This is a genomic window from Shouchella oshimensis, from assembly GCF_002019765.1.
Lineage (GTDB): Bacteria > Bacillota > Bacilli > Bacillales > Bacillaceae_D > Shouchella > Shouchella oshimensis.
This window is the reverse complement of record NZ_KV917380.1, coordinates 1,218,830-1,234,295: the sequence shown is the minus strand read 5'-3', so window position 1 is coordinate 1,234,295 and position 15,466 is coordinate 1,218,830. Positions and strand designations below refer to the sequence as shown.

The following is a 15,466-nucleotide window of genomic DNA, read 5'->3' as shown; positions in this document are numbered from 1 at the left end:
TCATCCTCCTATTTTTGTTGCTGCTTGATCAATAAACTTTACACATTCATAAATGGCTTTTTTATCGCCAATTAATCCACCTTTAGTCACGACAGGCAATCCATCGAAATAGCCACCATCAAAAGTGCCATATGCAGCTAACGGCATCACTTCGTCTTTCAAAGCAATCCCATTTGCGCGTCCTAGAGCACAAACCGAAGCCGTTACATCTCCGCCACTTGTAAAGCAGCCTGCGTATGACATCTGCTCTTGAGTAAGCAATTTTCGGCTAATTGTTGCTAGCCCATCAGTAATACGTTTAGCGAGGGCATCTGCACTTTTTCCTTCTACAAGTGCCTTTTCTTTTAAAGGAACAAGCTTTTGCCCGCTTTTGTGAGTTGTTACAATCAGAATTCGGTCTACCTTCGATTGCTCTAGAGCCGAATGTGTTGCGCGTTCTACTTCTTCATCCCAAGTCTCGGTGTAACTCGCAAGCTTTTCTGGATCAACATAAACAGGTGTTGATCCTGTTTTGTCGATTAAATAGGCCAACTGTTCTCCAGTTAAACTTGTAGCGCTCCCTACGGAAACGAGAATTGTGCCATTTTGCTGTTCTTTTTGAACCATTGCCCGCGCGTAATTCGCCGTTAACGGTCCCGGGTCTGCACAAAGAATGGTTCTTTTTAATAACGTCAATGCGTTAGCCACTTTTTCAACCTGCTCGGTCGTCATCGCATCAACAACCATCACTCGTTTACCTTTGTCTATTTCCAATTGTAAGCTGCTACAAATGTCTGATTCCGCTTTCATTACTGTACTTAAAGGTACGAAACCAACTTGATGTATCGTTTGTTCAGCAAGCAAATCTGGTATAAAAGATTCGGTAATGGGAGCAATTGGATCTTTTGACACATAGGTTTCTTGCAACGGCACACCGTCTAATAAGAGATACCCACCTGCCATTGTCCTACCTGATTCCGGAAATGACGGCATCACGATACTAATTGCATCTTTCGGCATTAATGCAAGCATTTCATCAATCTCGATACCAATGTTTCCACGAAATGTGCTATCAATTCGCTTCGTAAAAATATCCGCTCCCCATGCTAGCAACTCGTTCATTGCTCGACTCACACGTTGTTTTGCGATTGGTTGATCAATATAACGACTATCGGTATCCATTACCACAGCATCAAAATAACTATTAGCTGGCAAGCTTGCACTATGAACAATCGTCGTCGCTTGAAAACCTTGCTTTACTAGCTTGACGCCAGATGCATTAGCCCCGGTTAAATCATCTGCGATTACGCCAACCTTCATCTCGCTCAAACCCCTTTCTTCTACTCTAGTAAGTCAACTTGAATGACAGTTTCATGATAGTACTCCAGCCCATTCAATGACTGATCTTTATCTGTAATAATGCCTTCTACTTTATTAAGCTCACTCACATGTGCAAATGACTTCTGTTCAAACTTACTTGAATCACAAAGCAACCACGTCTCTCGTGCCGCTTCAATCATTAATTGCTTCATTCTTGCTTTTTCTAGCGTCGGTGCCATAATGCCTGACACTGCATGTACCGCATGAGCACCGAGTAAGAACAAATCAACGTGGATGGATTCGATTAACGCTTGTGCTTGACTACCGTAAAGAGCACCAACATCAGCCTGTACTTCACCACCGGTCACAATGCACGTTACGGAAGAATGAACGAGTTCAGCCGCAATCTTAATGTCATTTGTCACCACCGTTAAATCCGCTCGGTCTTTTATTAATCGCGCTACTTCAAGTGTCGTCGTACCTGAATCCAAAAGAATGGTTGAGTTTGGTGCGATTAGTGCAATTGCTTTTTGGGCTATTTTTCTTTTTGCTTGCAGTTGTTCTACTTCTTTTCTGGCATATGGTGTTTCTCGAATTAACGCTTTTTGAGGTACCGCTCCACCAGGTGTACGAATAACTTGATTCTCCGCCTCTAACTGTGTTAAATCTCTCCGAATCGTCATTTGCGACACTTGAAGCTGTTCTGCAAGCTCGTCTATTTCTACTTTTCCTTGTTCATCAACAAATTGTTTTATAAATGCTTTTCTTTCTTTTGCTTTCATGTTTATTTATAACACCTTTCATTGTTAATTTAAAACATATTTCGACATATGTCAACATAATTATGTTTATTTTTATCAATATCATGTGATTTATTTTCAGATAAGCCGCTACAATGTTTATTTTTATCAATTTAAGTATAGCAGAGAACAGAACGAATATCATACGTGCATACAAAAAAGTACTTTCTATATAGAAAGTACTTTTTTAATATGGAGCCTAGGGGGCTCGAACCCCTGACCTCTTCGCTGCCAGCGAAGCGCTCTCCCAGCTGAGCTAAGGCCCCTCATTCATATAAAATCACAGTATGTATTGCCTACATTCAATTGCACTATCATAATATAGCATATGCGTTACTCAGACGACAAGACGTTTCATACATTTTTCTACAAAAAGATTACCCTAACAATACCCCGATTCCATACCATAATATACCTGCCACTATGCCGACAAATCCCGCTTGGATGACGACTTCTCCTGTTAATTTCTTTGTTTTTACAACATCCAAAATCATCCAACCGAAAAAAACTGCTATTGCAAGAACGATAGCATCTACCATGATAATCCCTCCAACTTCTGATTTTACTTTAGCAAGAAGCTAGAGGGACTGCAACAGCTATCTAGATGTGAAACGTCTGCTCGACTTCCTCCAGTAAATTTTTTGCGGTGTTTACGTACTTTTCATCCACTTCTCCGTCTTTATCAATAGGACGTTGGAATTGATTAATGAGCCCGTCTACCGCTGGAGGTACATAGCCACCAATGCCTTCATCCGTATTTCCATCTTGATAAACATGATTTAACAAATAAGGTTTTCCTAATTTAAAGACTGCACCACTTGATCCCACTTCTCCTTCTACAGCAGTAAATGGGAGTCGTAAAAACGTATATCCGCCTTCTTCAGAAAGCTTGTAATCATAATAACCATGGTCATAATCCCAATTTCCACCTAGATCATAGCCAAGGGGAGTTAGTAGCGACTCTAATTCTTTTGCCTTTACGACTTTTCCTTCAATTTTTGATGAAAGCTCAATCATTCTTATCGCCCCTAAACGTTTTATTGATAGTGTGTGAGGCTACGTGGAACTTATACATAAAAAAAGTACGGATGACAATTCATCCGTACTTCACCTTTTAAAGACGCTTTTCAAGCTCTTCTTTTTCTTTTTCAAATCCTGGTTTGCCAAGTAACGCAAACATATTCTTCTTGTATGCTTCTACGCCTGGTTGATCAAATGGATTAACTCCCATCAAATATCCACTCACTGCAACTGCCTTTTCAAAGAAATACACGAGGTAACCAAACGTATATTCATCTAGTCTTGGAATGGACACAATTAGATTTGGTACTCCACCATCTGTATGGGCGAGCATCGTACCTTTAAACGCTTGCTTGTTCACAAAATCCATCGTTTCTCCAGCAAGGTAATTTAATCCATCCAAGTCTTGATCTGCTTTTTCAATTTCAATATGCTTGTCCACTTGCTCCACATGAAGAACCGTTTCAAACAAGTCTCTGCGTCCATCTTGTACGTATTGACCCATTGAATGAAGATCTGTGGAGAAGTCTACTGATGCAGGATAAATTCCTTTTTGATCCTTGCCTTCACTTTCGCCAAATAGTTGCTTCCACCATTCGGAAACAAAGTGAAGCTGGGGCTCATAGTTCACCATTAGCTCAATGGTTTTGCCTTTATTGTAAAGAACATTACGAACGGCTGCGTATTGATATGCTTCATTTTCTTCTAATGTCGGTGACGCATACGCATCTCTAGCTTCTTGAGCACCTTTCATCATTTGCTCAATATCTAGACCAGCTACAGCAATAGGCAATAAACCCACTGCTGTTAAAACAGAGAAACGTCCGCCAACATCGTCTGGAATAACAAACGACTCGTAGCCTTCTTCATTTGCAAGCGTCTTAAGCGCACCTTTCTCTTTATCTGTTGTAGCATAAATACGCGTGCGCGCTTCTTCTTTTCCGTATTTCTTTTCTAAGAAGTCTCGGAAGATACGAAAGGCAATGGCTGGCTCCGTCGTTGTTCCTGATTTAGAAATAACATTAACGGAAACATCCTTGCCTTCAAGTAAGTCGAACAAGTCGCGAATATACGTTGAACTAATATTTTGACCAACAAAAATGACTTGTGGTGCGTTCCGTTGTTCGTTGGATAACACATTAAAAAACGAATGGTTTAATGCTTCAATTGCTGCTCGTGCACCTAAGTATGAGCCGCCGATTCCTGCCACAATGAGCACATCTGAATCTTGGCGAATTTTCTTTGCTGCTGTTTGTATACGTGCAAATTCCTCTTTATCATAATCGACCGGTAAGTCAATCCATCCCAAAAAGTCATTTCCTGCTCCTGTTTTTTCGTGAAGGGCTTGATGTGCTGTTGTTACTTGGTCTTGCAATTGCTTCATCTCATGCTCTCCGAAAAAGGAAAGTGCCTTACTGTAATCAAATTGAATATGTGCCATAAAAAAGAGCCTCCTTCTATTCGGTACTTCATTAATGTACCGAAAGGAGGCCAAAAACACAAGTCATCAGCGCTCAAATACTGAACTCTTCAGTAGTTTGTCTTGCTCGTGTCGTTCAATGGCTAAATCAATTAACGTTGAAATTAAATCTTGATAGGATAAACCGCTCTCTTCCCAAAGCTTTGGATACATACTGATTTTTGTAAATCCTGGTAATGTATTAATTTCGTTAATAATTACGTCGTTTTGGTTTGTTAAAAAGACATCCACTCTTGCTAATCCTTCACAATTTAGTGCTTGATATGCACGTATGGCGATGTCTTTAATGGTTTTACTTACTTCATCGCTTAAATCAGCAGGAATAGCTAATTTGGCGCCGTCTTCGTTAATGTATTTTGCATCGTATGAATAAAAGCCATCTTGAGGTAAAATTTCACCACAAACACTTGCTTTAGGGTAATGATTCCCTAAAACGGCACATTCAATTTCTCGACCAACAACAGCCGCTTCAATTAAAATCTTGTGATCATAGGAATAAGCCAATTCAATTGCCTCGTTAAATTCTTTTTCATTCGATGCTTTACTTACACCAACTGAAGACCCTTGATTGGCCGGTTTAATAAAAACAGGCATTCCAAGGTTTTTTTCAATGGTTTTAAAGTCAATTTGATCTTTTGTAGCGCGTGTAAAGCTAACACCATTAGCAACATGTAAACCTGCTACTTGAAGCAGTTTTTTTGCAACGTCCTTATCCATACTAACAGCAGAGCCTAATACATTTGAACCAACAAAGGGTAAATTTGCTAATCGCATCATGCCTTGTAAGGATCCGTCTTCTCCAAGAGTACCATGGACGATTGGGAAAATAACATCTAGTTGTCCTAAGGCTGTATTTTGATCAACTGGCTGAAGTTGATTGGACTCTTTACCAGGCATAAAGGATATGCCTTGATTAGATTTATTAAGCTCGATTAGAGCGGGATTATGTTCATTCAATAAAAAGTTCGTGGCTTCATTTAAATGCCATTGCCCTTGTTTATCAATACCAATAAGTGTTACATCAAAACGCTCTTTATCAATGGCGTCTACGATGTTTTTTGCTGACTGAAGCGATACTTCATGCTCAGCTGATTTTCCACCGAATATAATTCCTACACGTGTTTTTGCCAAACCCTTCACTCTCCTTCCCGTTTATTATACACGGAAAAGGCTTGTTACAGAATGAGAAAAACGTAATGAAAAAAGACAGTCCCTTTTGGACTGTCTTTGCAACATACATTAAAGTGCTTGTTTTAAAATTTCTAGTGCTTCCGGGCGACCAATTTTATGATAGTTCCCAAAAATACCGTTCGCACTTGCAATATCCGCCATTTCATCAAGTTGATCTTCTGTAATATTGTACTCGCTTAATGTCGTAGGTGCACCTAAAGCTGTCCAGAAAGAAGCAAGTTTATTAATGCCTTCTAAAGCGACATCACGATCTTCTTTTCCAGAACGATCAACACCAAATACCCGTTGTGCTAATTGAGCACCTCTTTCTGGGTTTACATCAACACTATGTCTCATCCAGTGAGGGAATAGTATAGCTAGACCGCCAGCATGTGGAATATCCGAAACGGCTGAAACGGCATGTTCTAAGTTATGAGATCCCCAGTCACCCCGAGCACCCATTTGCGTAATTCCATTAAGTGCCATCGTACCACTGTAAAGAATGGTTTCCCTTAAATCAACATCGTCAAGATTGTCTAGTAAATCTGGCGCTGCCTCTATAACAGTGGTCAAAATTGATTCACAAATACGATCCTGTAACGGTGTGTTTTCTGCAGGGTGAAAATACGCTTCTAGAACGTGCGTCATCATATCGACTATACCGTATACCGTTTGATCTTTTGGAACCGACACTGTGTTTTCCGGATCTAGAATAGAGAAGTTCGGAAATGTAAAAATACAGCCCCAGCCGATCTTTTGGTGGGTTTCCCAATTTGTAATAACAGAACCAGAGTTCATTTCAGATCCTGTAGCTGCCAACGTTAAGATCGTTCCAAAAGGCAAAGCATCTTCAGCAAGCTCTTTTTTGGTAATAATGTCCCAAATGTCTCCATCATAACGAGCACCTACTGCAATCGCCTTCGTGGCATCAATGACACTTCCACCACCTACAGCTAAAATAAAGCCAATAGCGTGTTCTTTGCATAAATCAATTCCTTTTTGCACCGTTGTTAAACGAGGATTTGGTTCAACACCTGCTAGCTCCGTTACATTGCAGCCTGCATATTCCAACTGCTGTCTTACCTTGTCATACAAGCCATTATTTTTAATGCTGCCACCACCGTAAACAAGTAGCACATTTCGATCATAGACAACAAGCTCATCTGCTAAGCTTTCTGTTTTTCCTTGTCCAAAAATTAATTTTGTTGGGTTATAAAACGTAAAAGCGTCCATTAAGGAGCCTCCTTTTTCATTTATCCATATCTATGGTAGCGTGTTTTTATCATTTCCGCAAAGACAATGCTTCATTATTGGCAGACATCACCTAACATAAACACGCCCATTCTATCCCATTCTAAGAGGAGCACATCATTACTGTGCACAATCATTAGGAGGTGAAATCGAATGAGCGGGATTCAAAAAACAGCTTTAGTATTAGCCATTATTGGTGCCATTAACTGGGGACTAATTGGATTCTTCCGTTTTGACCTTGTAGCTTTTATTTTCAATGGTCAAGCATCAATCATTTCTCGACTTATTTACGCTTTAGTTGGATTAGCAGGTCTTTACGCTATTTCCATTTTATTAAAGCCTAAAGAAGAATTAGGCAGAGACCATGAAGTCGAGCCACAACGATAAAAACAGCTAGTTTTCACTAGCTGTTTTTTTTATTTCTTCGCGCGCTTATTTAAATCTGCTTGAATTTCATTAGACTGCTTTAACCATTCTTTTAACTTATCTTCTAATGTATTAAAGCCTTGCTGTTTCTGTTGAGGAGCTTGAGGTTTACGCGCTCCACCGCCAGTATTAGCACGTGGTTTCGCTTGTGGACGAGCAGGCGCCTCTTGCGTTGCACGGATTGATAAAGAAATCTTTCCAGATTCTTGATCTACTGACATCACTTTGACTTTAACTTCGTCTCCTACTGTTAATACATCTGCAATATCTTTCACATAACCGTGAGCAACTTCAGATATATGAACAAGTCCTTGTTTTTTTTCATCGATCGCAACAAAGGCACCGAACGGCTTGATTCCCGTTACTTTCCCTTCGATAATGCTACCTTCTTCGTAATTAGACATTAAACACAACTCCTAAACAATGATTTAACCTTTTAATTTTACCATAGGTTTCGCTATAGCGCAAAGTCTGATCAAGTGTTTATTGTGTGACCAAGGCCCCATTTTGTAAAATAGCGTCTGTAATCGTAATCGCTAACCGTTTTTCATATTTCTCTTTTAAATACAGTTCTTGCTCATTAAACAAAGAAATCACTTTCCCTGCTTCATTCACTCTACCTGTTCGACCTGCCCGATGAAGATAGCTTTCAACAGAACGAGTGGCATTTAATTGGATAATGTGGGTAACTTTTTCAACGTCAATTCCTCTTGCCGCCACATCTGTTGCTACTAACAATGTGGCTGTACCGTTTTTAAATTGAGAAATGGCTTGTTCCCGCTCTATTTTTGTCTGTTCAGACGATAGACCGACAGCTTGAATTTTGCGGTACCGTAGTTTATCGACGGTTTCCACTAAACGCTCTAACTGATTCACAAACACAATGCCTTTTGTCACTTGTTCAGCATGAATAATTTTTCGAACCGTATCAACTCGATCGCGCTCTTCAATCGTAAGCGCTACATGTTCGATTTGTTCTGGTAATGTAGACGTATTCTCTTCAATCTTTTCCACTTTAGGAGAAAATACTTTTAGTCGATCTTCTAAGCCTTTCGGAATCGTTGCTGATGCAAATAACCCTTGTACATCGTAACCAAGACGCTTCCCTAACTCTTCTACATCTTTCCACGATTCTTGTTCTTCCACTAATCGATCGACTTCATCAAGCACATATAGGCGCACATTGGTTAGTTTCAGTTTCTTTAAACGAACAAGCTCCATTAATCTTCCTGGTGTTCCAACAGCAATATGCGGCTTACTTTTCTTTAGTTTTTCAACTTGACGATTTATATTCGCTCCACCTATAAACGCCATTGATGTGATGTCTGTATTGGTTGTTACTTCTTTAATAACCGTTTCAATCTGGACAGCAAGTTCTTGAGATGGAGCGATAATTATCCCTTGTATCGTTTGTTCTTTTACAGCGATCGCAGAAAGTAATGGCAGTACGTAAGCTAGCGTTTTTCCTGAGCCTGTCTGCGACCGGAACATTAGGCTATCGCCTTGAATGGCTCGAGGGATAACAATATCCTGTATAGGTGTTGGTTCCTCAATTCCTTTCTTTACTAAATTGGCTCCTATTTCTTTTGGTAGATCTATCGTTAATTGTTTAATCATACTTAACTCCTCTTTTATAGCCATTCCATTCGGTAAAACGATTCTGCTTCTTCTTCTGATAACGTGCTTAATGCATCTAAAAATTCCAACTGAAAAGAAGCAACGCCTCGATCACTTGCTTTTGCATAGGCACGTTCTGCGGCGACCCCATAATAAGCAAGACCTTCTGCTGCCGCTTTAATCTTGTCGTCCCTATTTATAGCTAAATAAGCCGCCAGGACACCACCTAATAAACATCCGGTTCCGACTACACGTGTTAACCACTCATGCCCGTTTTTTATCGTAACCGTACGGGACCCATCCGTCACAACATCTTGCTCACCTGTTACAACGATCAGTGTCTTTAATTCCTCTGCTGCACGTTTTGCGAGGACAACCGGGTCTGTTTTAATTTGTGCATCGACCCCTTTAACAGTCCCCACCTCTCCTAAAATCGCTGCTATTTCTCCTGCATTTCCCCTAATAAGGGTAATATCCACGTGCTGTAAAATCCGAGCAATCATTTCATTTCGAAACGATGTCGCTCCAGCACCAACAGGATCAAGAATAACAGGTGTACCTTTTTTATTCGCTGCTTGACCAGCATGAATCATTGACTCAACAACAGTTTCAGACGGCGTGCCAATATTTAACAGAAGTGCATCTGCCGCTTCTGCCATTTCATGTGTCTCTTCTTTTGCGTAAGCCATTACTGGAGAAGCACCGATAGCAAGAAGTCCATTGGCAGTGAAATTTGTTACAACTAGGTTTGTCATACAATGTATTAATGGGTTTTGTTGTCGAAGTGTACTCATATATTACGATCCTTTCTAAAAAAAACTTTATGTTCTCTTTTGCCAGTCATGTTTTTTCAGAAAACGTCCAATCCGATTAAGAGCCTCTTCTAAATTCTTTAGCGATGTAGCGTATGAACAGCGAATATGCCCTTCACCACCTTCACCAAATACAGCACCAGGAACCACAGCTACCCGTTCTTCTAAAAGTAGCTTTTCCGCAAATGCTTCAGAAGATAAGCCAGTATGTTTTATGGATGGAAATGCATAAAAAGCACCACTCGGTTTATGACACGGCAAGCCAATCTCATTAGCGGTTTTCACAAAATAGTTCCGTCTCTGTTGATAGGACAACTTCATTTTCTCTACATCTTCCATACCGTGTAGTAATGCCTCTAACGCTCCATACTGTGCCATCGTCGGCGCGCACATTAAGCTATATTGGTGAATTTTGAGCATAGCTTGCAGTAGATCAGGAGGCGCAAGAACAAAACCAAGTCTCCATCCTGTCATTGCGAATGCTTTTGAAAACCCATTGATCACAATCGTTTGCTCTTTCATACCTGGTAATTCTGAAAAGCATGTGTGCTCATCGTCGTATGATAGTTCAGAGTAAATCTCATCTGAAAATACAAGTAAGTTATGCTTCTGAATGATTGCAGCAATTTGTTCTAACTTTCTTCTATTTAAGGAAGCACCAGTCGGGTTATTCGGGTAACAAATCATAATGGCCTTCGTTTTTTCGGTGATTACTTTTTCAATATCAGCAGGATTCACTTCAAAATGATTTTCTGCGTTCGTTCCTACCGGGATAGGAACTCCACCAGCAAGGGTTACGAGCGGCGCATAAGAGACAAACGTCGGTTCCACAATAATGACTTCATCACCAGGGTCTAAAATCGCCCTCATCCCAATATCAATGGCTTCACTTGCACCAACCGTTACAAGAATTTCTTCTTCTGGGTTATAGTGAACACGATAACGCTGCTCCATATAATGCGAAATCGCCTGTCGAAGTTCCGGTAGGCCAGCGTTTGCTGTATAAGCGGTAAATCCTCTTTCCAAGGAGGAAATGCTTGCTTCACGTACATTCCATGGCGTGACAAAATCAGGTTCACCAACGCCTAGGGAAATAATATTGTCCATTTTAGATGCCAAATCAAAAAAACGTCGAATGCCTGAAGGCTGGATACTTGATGCCTTTTGTGATAAGCGCTCTTTTTTTATAACAGTATGTTTCATTACGGTGTCACCACAATTCTACGGTCTTCTTCAGGTTCTTTAAAGATGACGCCATCATGTTTGTAGGTTTTCAACTGAAAGTGCGTTGTGGTTGATAAAACCGAATCAATTGTAGACAAGCGTTCTGAAACAAAACGAGCCGTTTCTTGCATAGTCTTTCCTTCCACAACGACTGATAAGTCATAGGCTCCTGACATTAAATAAAGAGCCTTCACTTCTGGAAAGCGATAAATTCGCTCAGCAACTTCATCAAATCCGACGCCTCGTTTAGGCGCGACTTTCACATCAATCATCGCTGTGACTGCTTCTTGGACTGGAAGCTTTGCCCAATTTACAACTGCCGAGTAACTTAAAATTACGTTATTGTTTTCTAATTCTTCAATGTACGAATCGACTTCTTTCGCAGTCAAATCAACCATCTTTGCGATTTTCTCTGAATCGATTCGACCATTTGCTTCTATAATTTGCAAAATTTCAATTGATTTTTTATCAAACATAGCCATCTCTCCTCGCCAAATCCTTCTCCTAAAGAGTAATTATACATTGTTTGTTTATCCTAATCATAACACAGGAATTTCCCAATCTCTTGTTTAAAATTAAGGGATCCTTTAGGAGTGTACACAACAATGGATAAACAGACTGCCTTACTTATTATTGATATGATTAATCCGCTCTCGTTTGAGCATGGAGAAGATATCTATCCACAGACAAAAGAGATCGCTGACAAGATCGCCTTACTAAAAGATGCAATGAAAGCTCGGGGTTGCCCAATTCTGTACGTTAATGACAACTACGGTAAATGGCAATCTGACTTTAACCAACTTGTTTACGACATTAAAACAAGCAATGAGTTGGGCGCTTCCATTGCCGCTCGCCTCGAACCAACTGAAGAGGATTATTCTATCATTAAGCCGAAGTACTCTGGTTTTTTTAACACACCACTTCACTTATTATTAGAACATCTTGAGGTCCACACCCTCGTCTTAACAGGCATTGTCGGTAATATGTGTGTACAATTTACAGCGAATGATGCCTACACACTTGAGTATACCCTCGTTATTCCTCAAGATGGCATTGCTAGCTTTACACAAAAAGACACCCATGTTGCCCTCCATCATTTTGAACACATTTTAAAAGCAGACGTACGACCCATTCAAATATGGTTAAAGAAATAGAAAAAAAGCGCAAACTAAACGTTAGCGCTTTTCGAATACTTTCTGAACGGCATTTAAAAAACCTGCTTCAGCTTTTCTTTATCTTCTGCAAGCCATTTCCGCATTCTTTCTTTTGTTCCTTCTAGATCATGCAGAACTGCCTGACCACACTCTTTTTCAGTTGCAGCAGGAACTTGTTCTGTTTGAAGAGAATAAGTCATAGTCTTTTCGAGAACATCAATAATCTCAGCTACAGTTGGTGTTCCACTCATAATAAGGTAATAGCCAGTTTGGCAGCCCATCGGAGAAATATCAATTACATCAAAATGATGATAGTCCTCAGAAAATCGACGAATGTTAATGGCTAGTAAGTGTTCCAAAGTATGAATGACGTCAGGTTTAAGTGCGTCTTTGTTTGGCTGACAAAATCGAATATCGAATTTATTCACTTCCCCATCCGTTCCGATTTTGTGTGTTCCGCAATGTCGAACGTATGGCGCCTTTACGATTGTATGATCGAGCTCAAAGCTTTCTACTGATGGCATTTGCTACACTCTCCTTTCGTATTCGTTTATAGTATAAAGGATAGCAGTCTGTCCTGTCGAAGCTTTGATGGATTTTATCTAAAATAAATTTATTAGGGGATTGATCTTTTAGGAGGAACGAATGAATGTTAAGCTTTTTTTAAAAAAATTAATGGAACAAATTAAAAAGGATCCGATTCCCGACTTAGCCGCCACTCTGTCTTTTTATTTTTTACTCGCCATATTTCCTTTAATGATTTTTGTATTAGCTGGCGTATCTTTTTTTGACATTGACAATGATCAAGTTTCCGAAATGATCACGGAATTCTTTCCTGGTGAAATTGGCATTACCTTTAGTGAGATTGTGTTGAACACCATTGGCGAGCCACAAGTTGGTTTGTTTTCTATCGGCATCATTGGCACACTTTGGTCTGCATCAAATGCCATTAATTCTTTTATTCGCTCTGTTAATCGGGCGTACAATATCGAGGAAACGCGCCATTTCTTACGCTTAAGAGGAACCGCGATCATCCTTACAGTCGCAATGGTTATCGTTATCATTATTACCCTTGCGCTACCTGTATTTGGCAGCCTTATTCTAGATTTCTTGGAGAATTTTTTATCTGTTCCATCTGAATTAATCGCTATCTTGAATAACCTTCGTTGGGTTGTCGCTGTTATTGTGATGATTTTTTCCCTTATGGTACTCTACCGTATTGCACCGAATAAAAGGCTGCAATTAAAAGATGGTCTTCCAGGCGCTGTTGTTGCCACAATAGCGTGGCTGCTTATCTCGTTTTTCTTTTCTCTTTATGTAAATGATTTCACCAACTTTGAGAGTACATACGGACCATTAGCTGGTGTGATCATTTTAATGTTTTGGTTCTTTTTAACAGGGGTTATTTTAATTATTGGTGCTGAAATTAATGCCACTCTCCATCAAATGAAGAAAAAAAACGAGGGATAATGTATAAACTTATGTCAGCTGGGCATGATGGTACCAGTAATTAACTTATACGTTTTAAGGAGTGTTCGTTATGAATAAAACAGAATTAATTAACTCACTTGCGGAGCGAGCAGAGCTCTCTAAAAAAGATGCAACAACAGCGGTTAACAGTATGTTCGATTTAATTGCCGAGTCATTAGGAAAAGGCGAAACCGTTCAGCTAATTGGGTTTGGAAACTTCGAGGTTCGCGAACGTGCCGCTCGAAAAGGACGTAATCCACAAACGGGAGAAGAAATTGATATCTCTGCAACGAAAACACCTGCTTTTAAAGCCGGTAAACAGCTTAAAGACGCTGTAAAATAAAACAAAACGCAGTCGCTGACTGCGTTTTGTTTTTTTATAAAATTAAAGCTGCAATACAGCCAACAAAGAAGAGAGGTACCGTTAAATGAAGAAAAGTAGGAACACATGTATCCCATATATGATCATGTTGTCCATCTGCATTTAACCCTGCAGTCGGTCCTAACGTCGAGTCGGAAGCAGGTGCCCCAGCATCGCCAATGGCTCCAGCTGATCCAATTATAGAAATAATAGCTAGTGTCGATAACCCCACCTCTAAGCCGAGAGGCACAAAAAGCGTTGTAATAATGGGGATGGTCGAAAAGGAAGAACCGATACCTAACGTAATGATTAAACCTACTACCATCATAAGAAGAACGGCAATCACTTGGTTCCCATTAATCATACCTGCTACATTTGTCACTAAACTTTCCACATGCCCAGTTTCACGAATAACAGCTGCAAACCCAGCTGCGGCTAACATAACAAACCCAATAAAACCCATCATTTTAATGCCTTCAGACATTACTTCATCGGTTTTTTTCATTTTAACAGCACCAGAAACAAATAGTACGAGTAAGCCAGCTAAAGCAGCTGGAATCATTGAATCGCGATAGAAGCTCTGAACGATGACTGTCACCACAACAGCAAAAACGGCTAATGATAGTGACGTTACGCTATAGCTTTTCGTTTCGTCATGGTTTTCTTCAGATAATGGTACATCTTTATAGATACGTCGCTGGCGGTACGTAATAAATACAGCCACAAGTAAACCAATGAATGTACTGATTGTTGGTAAAAGCATGGCTTCAGGAATTAAATCAATATTAATTGAGAGTCCACTTGCTTCCATATTATCTGCTATTGTCTTATGAAAAATCTGACCGAACCCATAAGGCAATAACATGTATGGAGCTGTTAACCCAAAGGTTAAGATGCAAGCAATTAACCGGCGATCCACCTCTAAACGATTGAGAATAAGTAAGATAGGTGGTATTAGAATAGGAATAAATGCAATGTGAACTGGCACGGCGTTTTGGGACATACAAGCTACTACAAGTAGCATAAGAAACAATAACATTCTTGTTAATGTATCACGATCACGGTCCCCTTTACGCTTCATCCATAATTGCAAACGATCTACTAGGAAGTCTGGCAAACCAGTTCTAGATAGTCCAATTGCAAATGCGCCAAGTAGTACATAGCTAAAAGCAATCTCGGCGTTTCCGCCAAGTCCACTTCCATATATTTCAACTGTATCTGAAAATCCTAATCCACCTATAAGCCCCCCAATTAAAGCTGAAAGTGTAATAGCTAGGACAACATGCACCCGGGCTAAACTGAGTATAATCATTAAAAGTACTGCAATAATCACTGCATTCATAACCATCATCCTTTAGTCTGATAAATCACTAAAACATTTG

At 40.0% G+C, this 15,466-nt stretch carries 18 protein-coding genes and 1 tRNA gene; 4 read left to right on the top strand and 15 right to left on the bottom strand.

The window, feature by feature from the left end:
- From BK583_RS06115 to BK583_RS06085, 8 genes are all read right to left on the bottom strand, one after another.
- Entirely contained in the window at window positions 1–1,299 is a 1,299-nt protein-coding gene (locus BK583_RS06115; RefSeq protein ID WP_055737468.1) for a four-carbon acid sugar kinase family protein, read from the bottom strand.
- A gap of 20 nt (window positions 1,300–1,319) precedes the next feature.
- Window positions 1,320–2,081 carry a DeoR/GlpR family DNA-binding transcription regulator gene (locus BK583_RS06110; protein ID WP_055737469.1) on the bottom strand — a complete coding sequence of 254 codons (762 nt, stop codon included), beginning with the start codon at window positions 2,079–2,081 and terminating at the stop codon, window positions 1,320–1,322.
- 211 nt (window positions 2,082–2,292) lie between these two features.
- Window positions 2,293–2,365, bottom strand: a tRNA-Ala gene (locus tag BK583_RS06105).
- Window positions 2,366–2,476: 111 nt separating this feature from the next.
- On the bottom strand, window positions 2,477–2,638 hold the full coding sequence (locus BK583_RS20655; RefSeq protein WP_169789538.1) for a hypothetical protein: 162 nt from the start codon (window positions 2,636–2,638) through the stop codon (window positions 2,477–2,479).
- A gap of 61 nt (window positions 2,639–2,699) precedes the next feature.
- Window positions 2,700–3,116, bottom strand: a complete 417-nt coding sequence (locus tag BK583_RS06100) for a YugN-like family protein (RefSeq protein ID WP_055737470.1) — start codon at window positions 3,114–3,116, stop codon at window positions 2,700–2,702.
- 97 nt (window positions 3,117–3,213) lie between these two features.
- The gene (locus tag BK583_RS06095; protein WP_055737471.1) at window positions 3,214–4,560 is read right to left on the bottom strand and encodes a glucose-6-phosphate isomerase; all 1,347 of its coding nucleotides are present in this window, start codon (window positions 4,558–4,560) and stop codon (window positions 3,214–3,216) included.
- Between the two features lie 66 nt (window positions 4,561–4,626).
- Complete coding sequence (ddlA, locus tag BK583_RS06090) at window positions 4,627–5,730, bottom strand: D-alanine--D-alanine ligase (protein WP_055737472.1); 1,104 nt, start codon at window positions 5,728–5,730, stop codon at window positions 4,627–4,629.
- A gap of 108 nt (window positions 5,731–5,838) precedes the next feature.
- Complete coding sequence (locus BK583_RS06085; protein WP_038482338.1) at window positions 5,839–7,002, bottom strand: iron-containing alcohol dehydrogenase; 1,164 nt, start codon at window positions 7,000–7,002, stop codon at window positions 5,839–5,841.
- A 171-nt stretch (window positions 7,003–7,173) separates the two neighbouring features.
- Here BK583_RS06085 and BK583_RS06080 point away from each other — a divergent pair, with 171 nt between their 5' ends.
- Entirely contained in the window at window positions 7,174–7,407 is a 234-nt protein-coding gene (locus BK583_RS06080) for a DUF378 domain-containing protein (protein ID WP_038482341.1), read from the top strand.
- A 29-nt stretch (window positions 7,408–7,436) separates the two neighbouring features.
- Here BK583_RS06080 and yugI read toward each other — a convergent pair whose 3' ends face one another.
- From yugI to BK583_RS06055, 5 genes are all read right to left on the bottom strand, one after another.
- Window positions 7,437–7,850 carry a S1 domain-containing post-transcriptional regulator GSP13 gene (yugI, locus tag BK583_RS06075; protein WP_035397581.1) on the bottom strand — a complete coding sequence of 138 codons (414 nt, stop codon included), beginning with the start codon at window positions 7,848–7,850 and terminating at the stop codon, window positions 7,437–7,439.
- A 79-nt stretch (window positions 7,851–7,929) separates the two neighbouring features.
- A complete protein-coding gene (locus BK583_RS06070) occupies window positions 7,930–9,063 on the bottom strand; it encodes a DEAD/DEAH box helicase (protein ID WP_055737473.1) in 1,134 nt (377 codons plus the stop codon).
- A 14-nt stretch (window positions 9,064–9,077) separates the two neighbouring features.
- The gene (gene thiM / locus BK583_RS06065) at window positions 9,078–9,857 is read right to left on the bottom strand and encodes a hydroxyethylthiazole kinase (protein WP_038482348.1); all 780 of its coding nucleotides are present in this window, start codon (window positions 9,855–9,857) and stop codon (window positions 9,078–9,080) included.
- 27 nt (window positions 9,858–9,884) lie between these two features.
- Window positions 9,885–11,078: an aminotransferase gene (locus BK583_RS06060; RefSeq protein ID WP_055737474.1), complete on the bottom strand. Its 1,194-nt coding sequence runs from the start codon at window positions 11,076–11,078 to the stop codon at window positions 9,885–9,887.
- Entirely contained in the window at window positions 11,078–11,575 is a 498-nt protein-coding gene (locus BK583_RS06055) for an Lrp/AsnC family transcriptional regulator (RefSeq protein ID WP_038482354.1), read from the bottom strand. Before BK583_RS06055 ends, BK583_RS06060 begins: the two co-directional genes overlap by 1 nt.
- Before the next feature lie 129 nt (window positions 11,576–11,704).
- Here BK583_RS06055 and BK583_RS06050 point away from each other — a divergent pair, with 129 nt between their 5' ends.
- On the top strand, window positions 11,705–12,253 hold the full coding sequence (locus BK583_RS06050; RefSeq protein WP_055737475.1) for a cysteine hydrolase family protein: 549 nt from the start codon (window positions 11,705–11,707) through the stop codon (window positions 12,251–12,253).
- Window positions 12,254–12,306: 53 nt separating this feature from the next.
- Here BK583_RS06050 and BK583_RS06045 read toward each other — a convergent pair whose 3' ends face one another.
- Window positions 12,307–12,777 carry an S-ribosylhomocysteine lyase gene (locus BK583_RS06045; protein ID WP_038482360.1) on the bottom strand — a complete coding sequence of 157 codons (471 nt, stop codon included), beginning with the start codon at window positions 12,775–12,777 and terminating at the stop codon, window positions 12,307–12,309.
- Between the two features lie 121 nt (window positions 12,778–12,898).
- On the opposite strand from BK583_RS06045, the gene BK583_RS06040 reads away from it, so the two are divergent.
- The gene (locus tag BK583_RS06040; RefSeq protein WP_055737476.1) at window positions 12,899–13,723 is read left to right on the top strand and encodes a YihY/virulence factor BrkB family protein; all 825 of its coding nucleotides are present in this window, start codon (window positions 12,899–12,901) and stop codon (window positions 13,721–13,723) included.
- 70 nt (window positions 13,724–13,793) lie between these two features.
- Window positions 13,794–14,066 carry an HU family DNA-binding protein gene (locus BK583_RS06035; RefSeq protein ID WP_035397595.1) on the top strand — a complete coding sequence of 91 codons (273 nt, stop codon included), beginning with the start codon at window positions 13,794–13,796 and terminating at the stop codon, window positions 14,064–14,066.
- Window positions 14,067–14,100: 34 nt separating this feature from the next.
- On the opposite strand, the gene BK583_RS06030 is transcribed toward BK583_RS06035, so the two are convergent.
- Window positions 14,101–15,426 (bottom strand): Na+/H+ antiporter family protein, encoded by a 1,326-nt coding sequence (locus tag BK583_RS06030; protein ID WP_055737477.1) that lies wholly within the window; start codon window positions 15,424–15,426, stop codon window positions 14,101–14,103.
- Between the last annotated feature and the right edge of the window lie 40 nt (window positions 15,427–15,466).

Excerpts from the sequence above, each read along its gene's own strand:
- BK583_RS06035 (WP_035397595.1), top strand. The coding sequence starts at position 13,794 with ATGAATAAAACAGAATTAATTAACTCACTTGCGGAGCGAGCAGAGCTC.
- BK583_RS06050 (WP_055737475.1), top strand. The coding sequence starts at position 11,705 with ATGGATAAACAGACTGCCTTACTTATTATTGATATGATTAATCCGCTC.
- BK583_RS06110 (WP_055737469.1), bottom strand. The coding sequence starts at position 2,081 with ATGAAAGCAAAAGAAAGAAAAGCATTTATAAAACAATTTGTTGATGAA.
- BK583_RS06055 (WP_038482354.1), bottom strand. The coding sequence starts at position 11,575 with ATGTTTGATAAAAAATCAATTGAAATTTTGCAAATTATAGAAGCAAAT.
- BK583_RS06070 (WP_055737473.1), bottom strand. The coding sequence starts at position 9,063 with ATGATTAAACAATTAACGATAGATCTACCAAAAGAAATAGGAGCCAAT.
- BK583_RS06060 (WP_055737474.1), bottom strand. The coding sequence starts at position 11,078 with ATGAAACATACTGTTATAAAAAAAGAGCGCTTATCACAAAAGGCATCA.
- BK583_RS06115 (WP_055737468.1), bottom strand. The coding sequence starts at position 1,299 with ATGAAGGTTGGCGTAATCGCAGATGATTTAACCGGGGCTAATGCATCT.
- BK583_RS06100 (WP_055737470.1), bottom strand. The coding sequence starts at position 3,116 with ATGATTGAGCTTTCATCAAAAATTGAAGGAAAAGTCGTAAAGGCAAAA.
- yugI (WP_035397581.1), bottom strand. The coding sequence starts at position 7,850 with ATGTCTAATTACGAAGAAGGTAGCATTATCGAAGGGAAAGTAACGGGA.
- BK583_RS06030 (WP_055737477.1), bottom strand. The coding sequence starts at position 15,426 with ATGAATGCAGTGATTATTGCAGTACTTTTAATGATTATACTCAGTTTA.
- BK583_RS20655 (WP_169789538.1), bottom strand. The coding sequence starts at position 2,638 with ATGGTAGATGCTATCGTTCTTGCAATAGCAGTTTTTTTCGGTTGGATG.
- thiM (WP_038482348.1), bottom strand. The coding sequence starts at position 9,857 with ATGAGTACACTTCGACAACAAAACCCATTAATACATTGTATGACAAAC.
- BK583_RS06080 (WP_038482341.1), top strand. The coding sequence starts at position 7,174 with ATGAGCGGGATTCAAAAAACAGCTTTAGTATTAGCCATTATTGGTGCC.
- BK583_RS06045 (WP_038482360.1), bottom strand. The coding sequence starts at position 12,777 with ATGCCATCAGTAGAAAGCTTTGAGCTCGATCATACAATCGTAAAGGCG.
- BK583_RS06095 (WP_055737471.1), bottom strand. The coding sequence starts at position 4,560 with ATGGCACATATTCAATTTGATTACAGTAAGGCACTTTCCTTTTTCGGA.
- BK583_RS06085 (WP_038482338.1), bottom strand. The coding sequence starts at position 7,002 with ATGGACGCTTTTACGTTTTATAACCCAACAAAATTAATTTTTGGACAA.
- BK583_RS06040 (WP_055737476.1), top strand. The coding sequence starts at position 12,899 with ATGAATGTTAAGCTTTTTTTAAAAAAATTAATGGAACAAATTAAAAAG.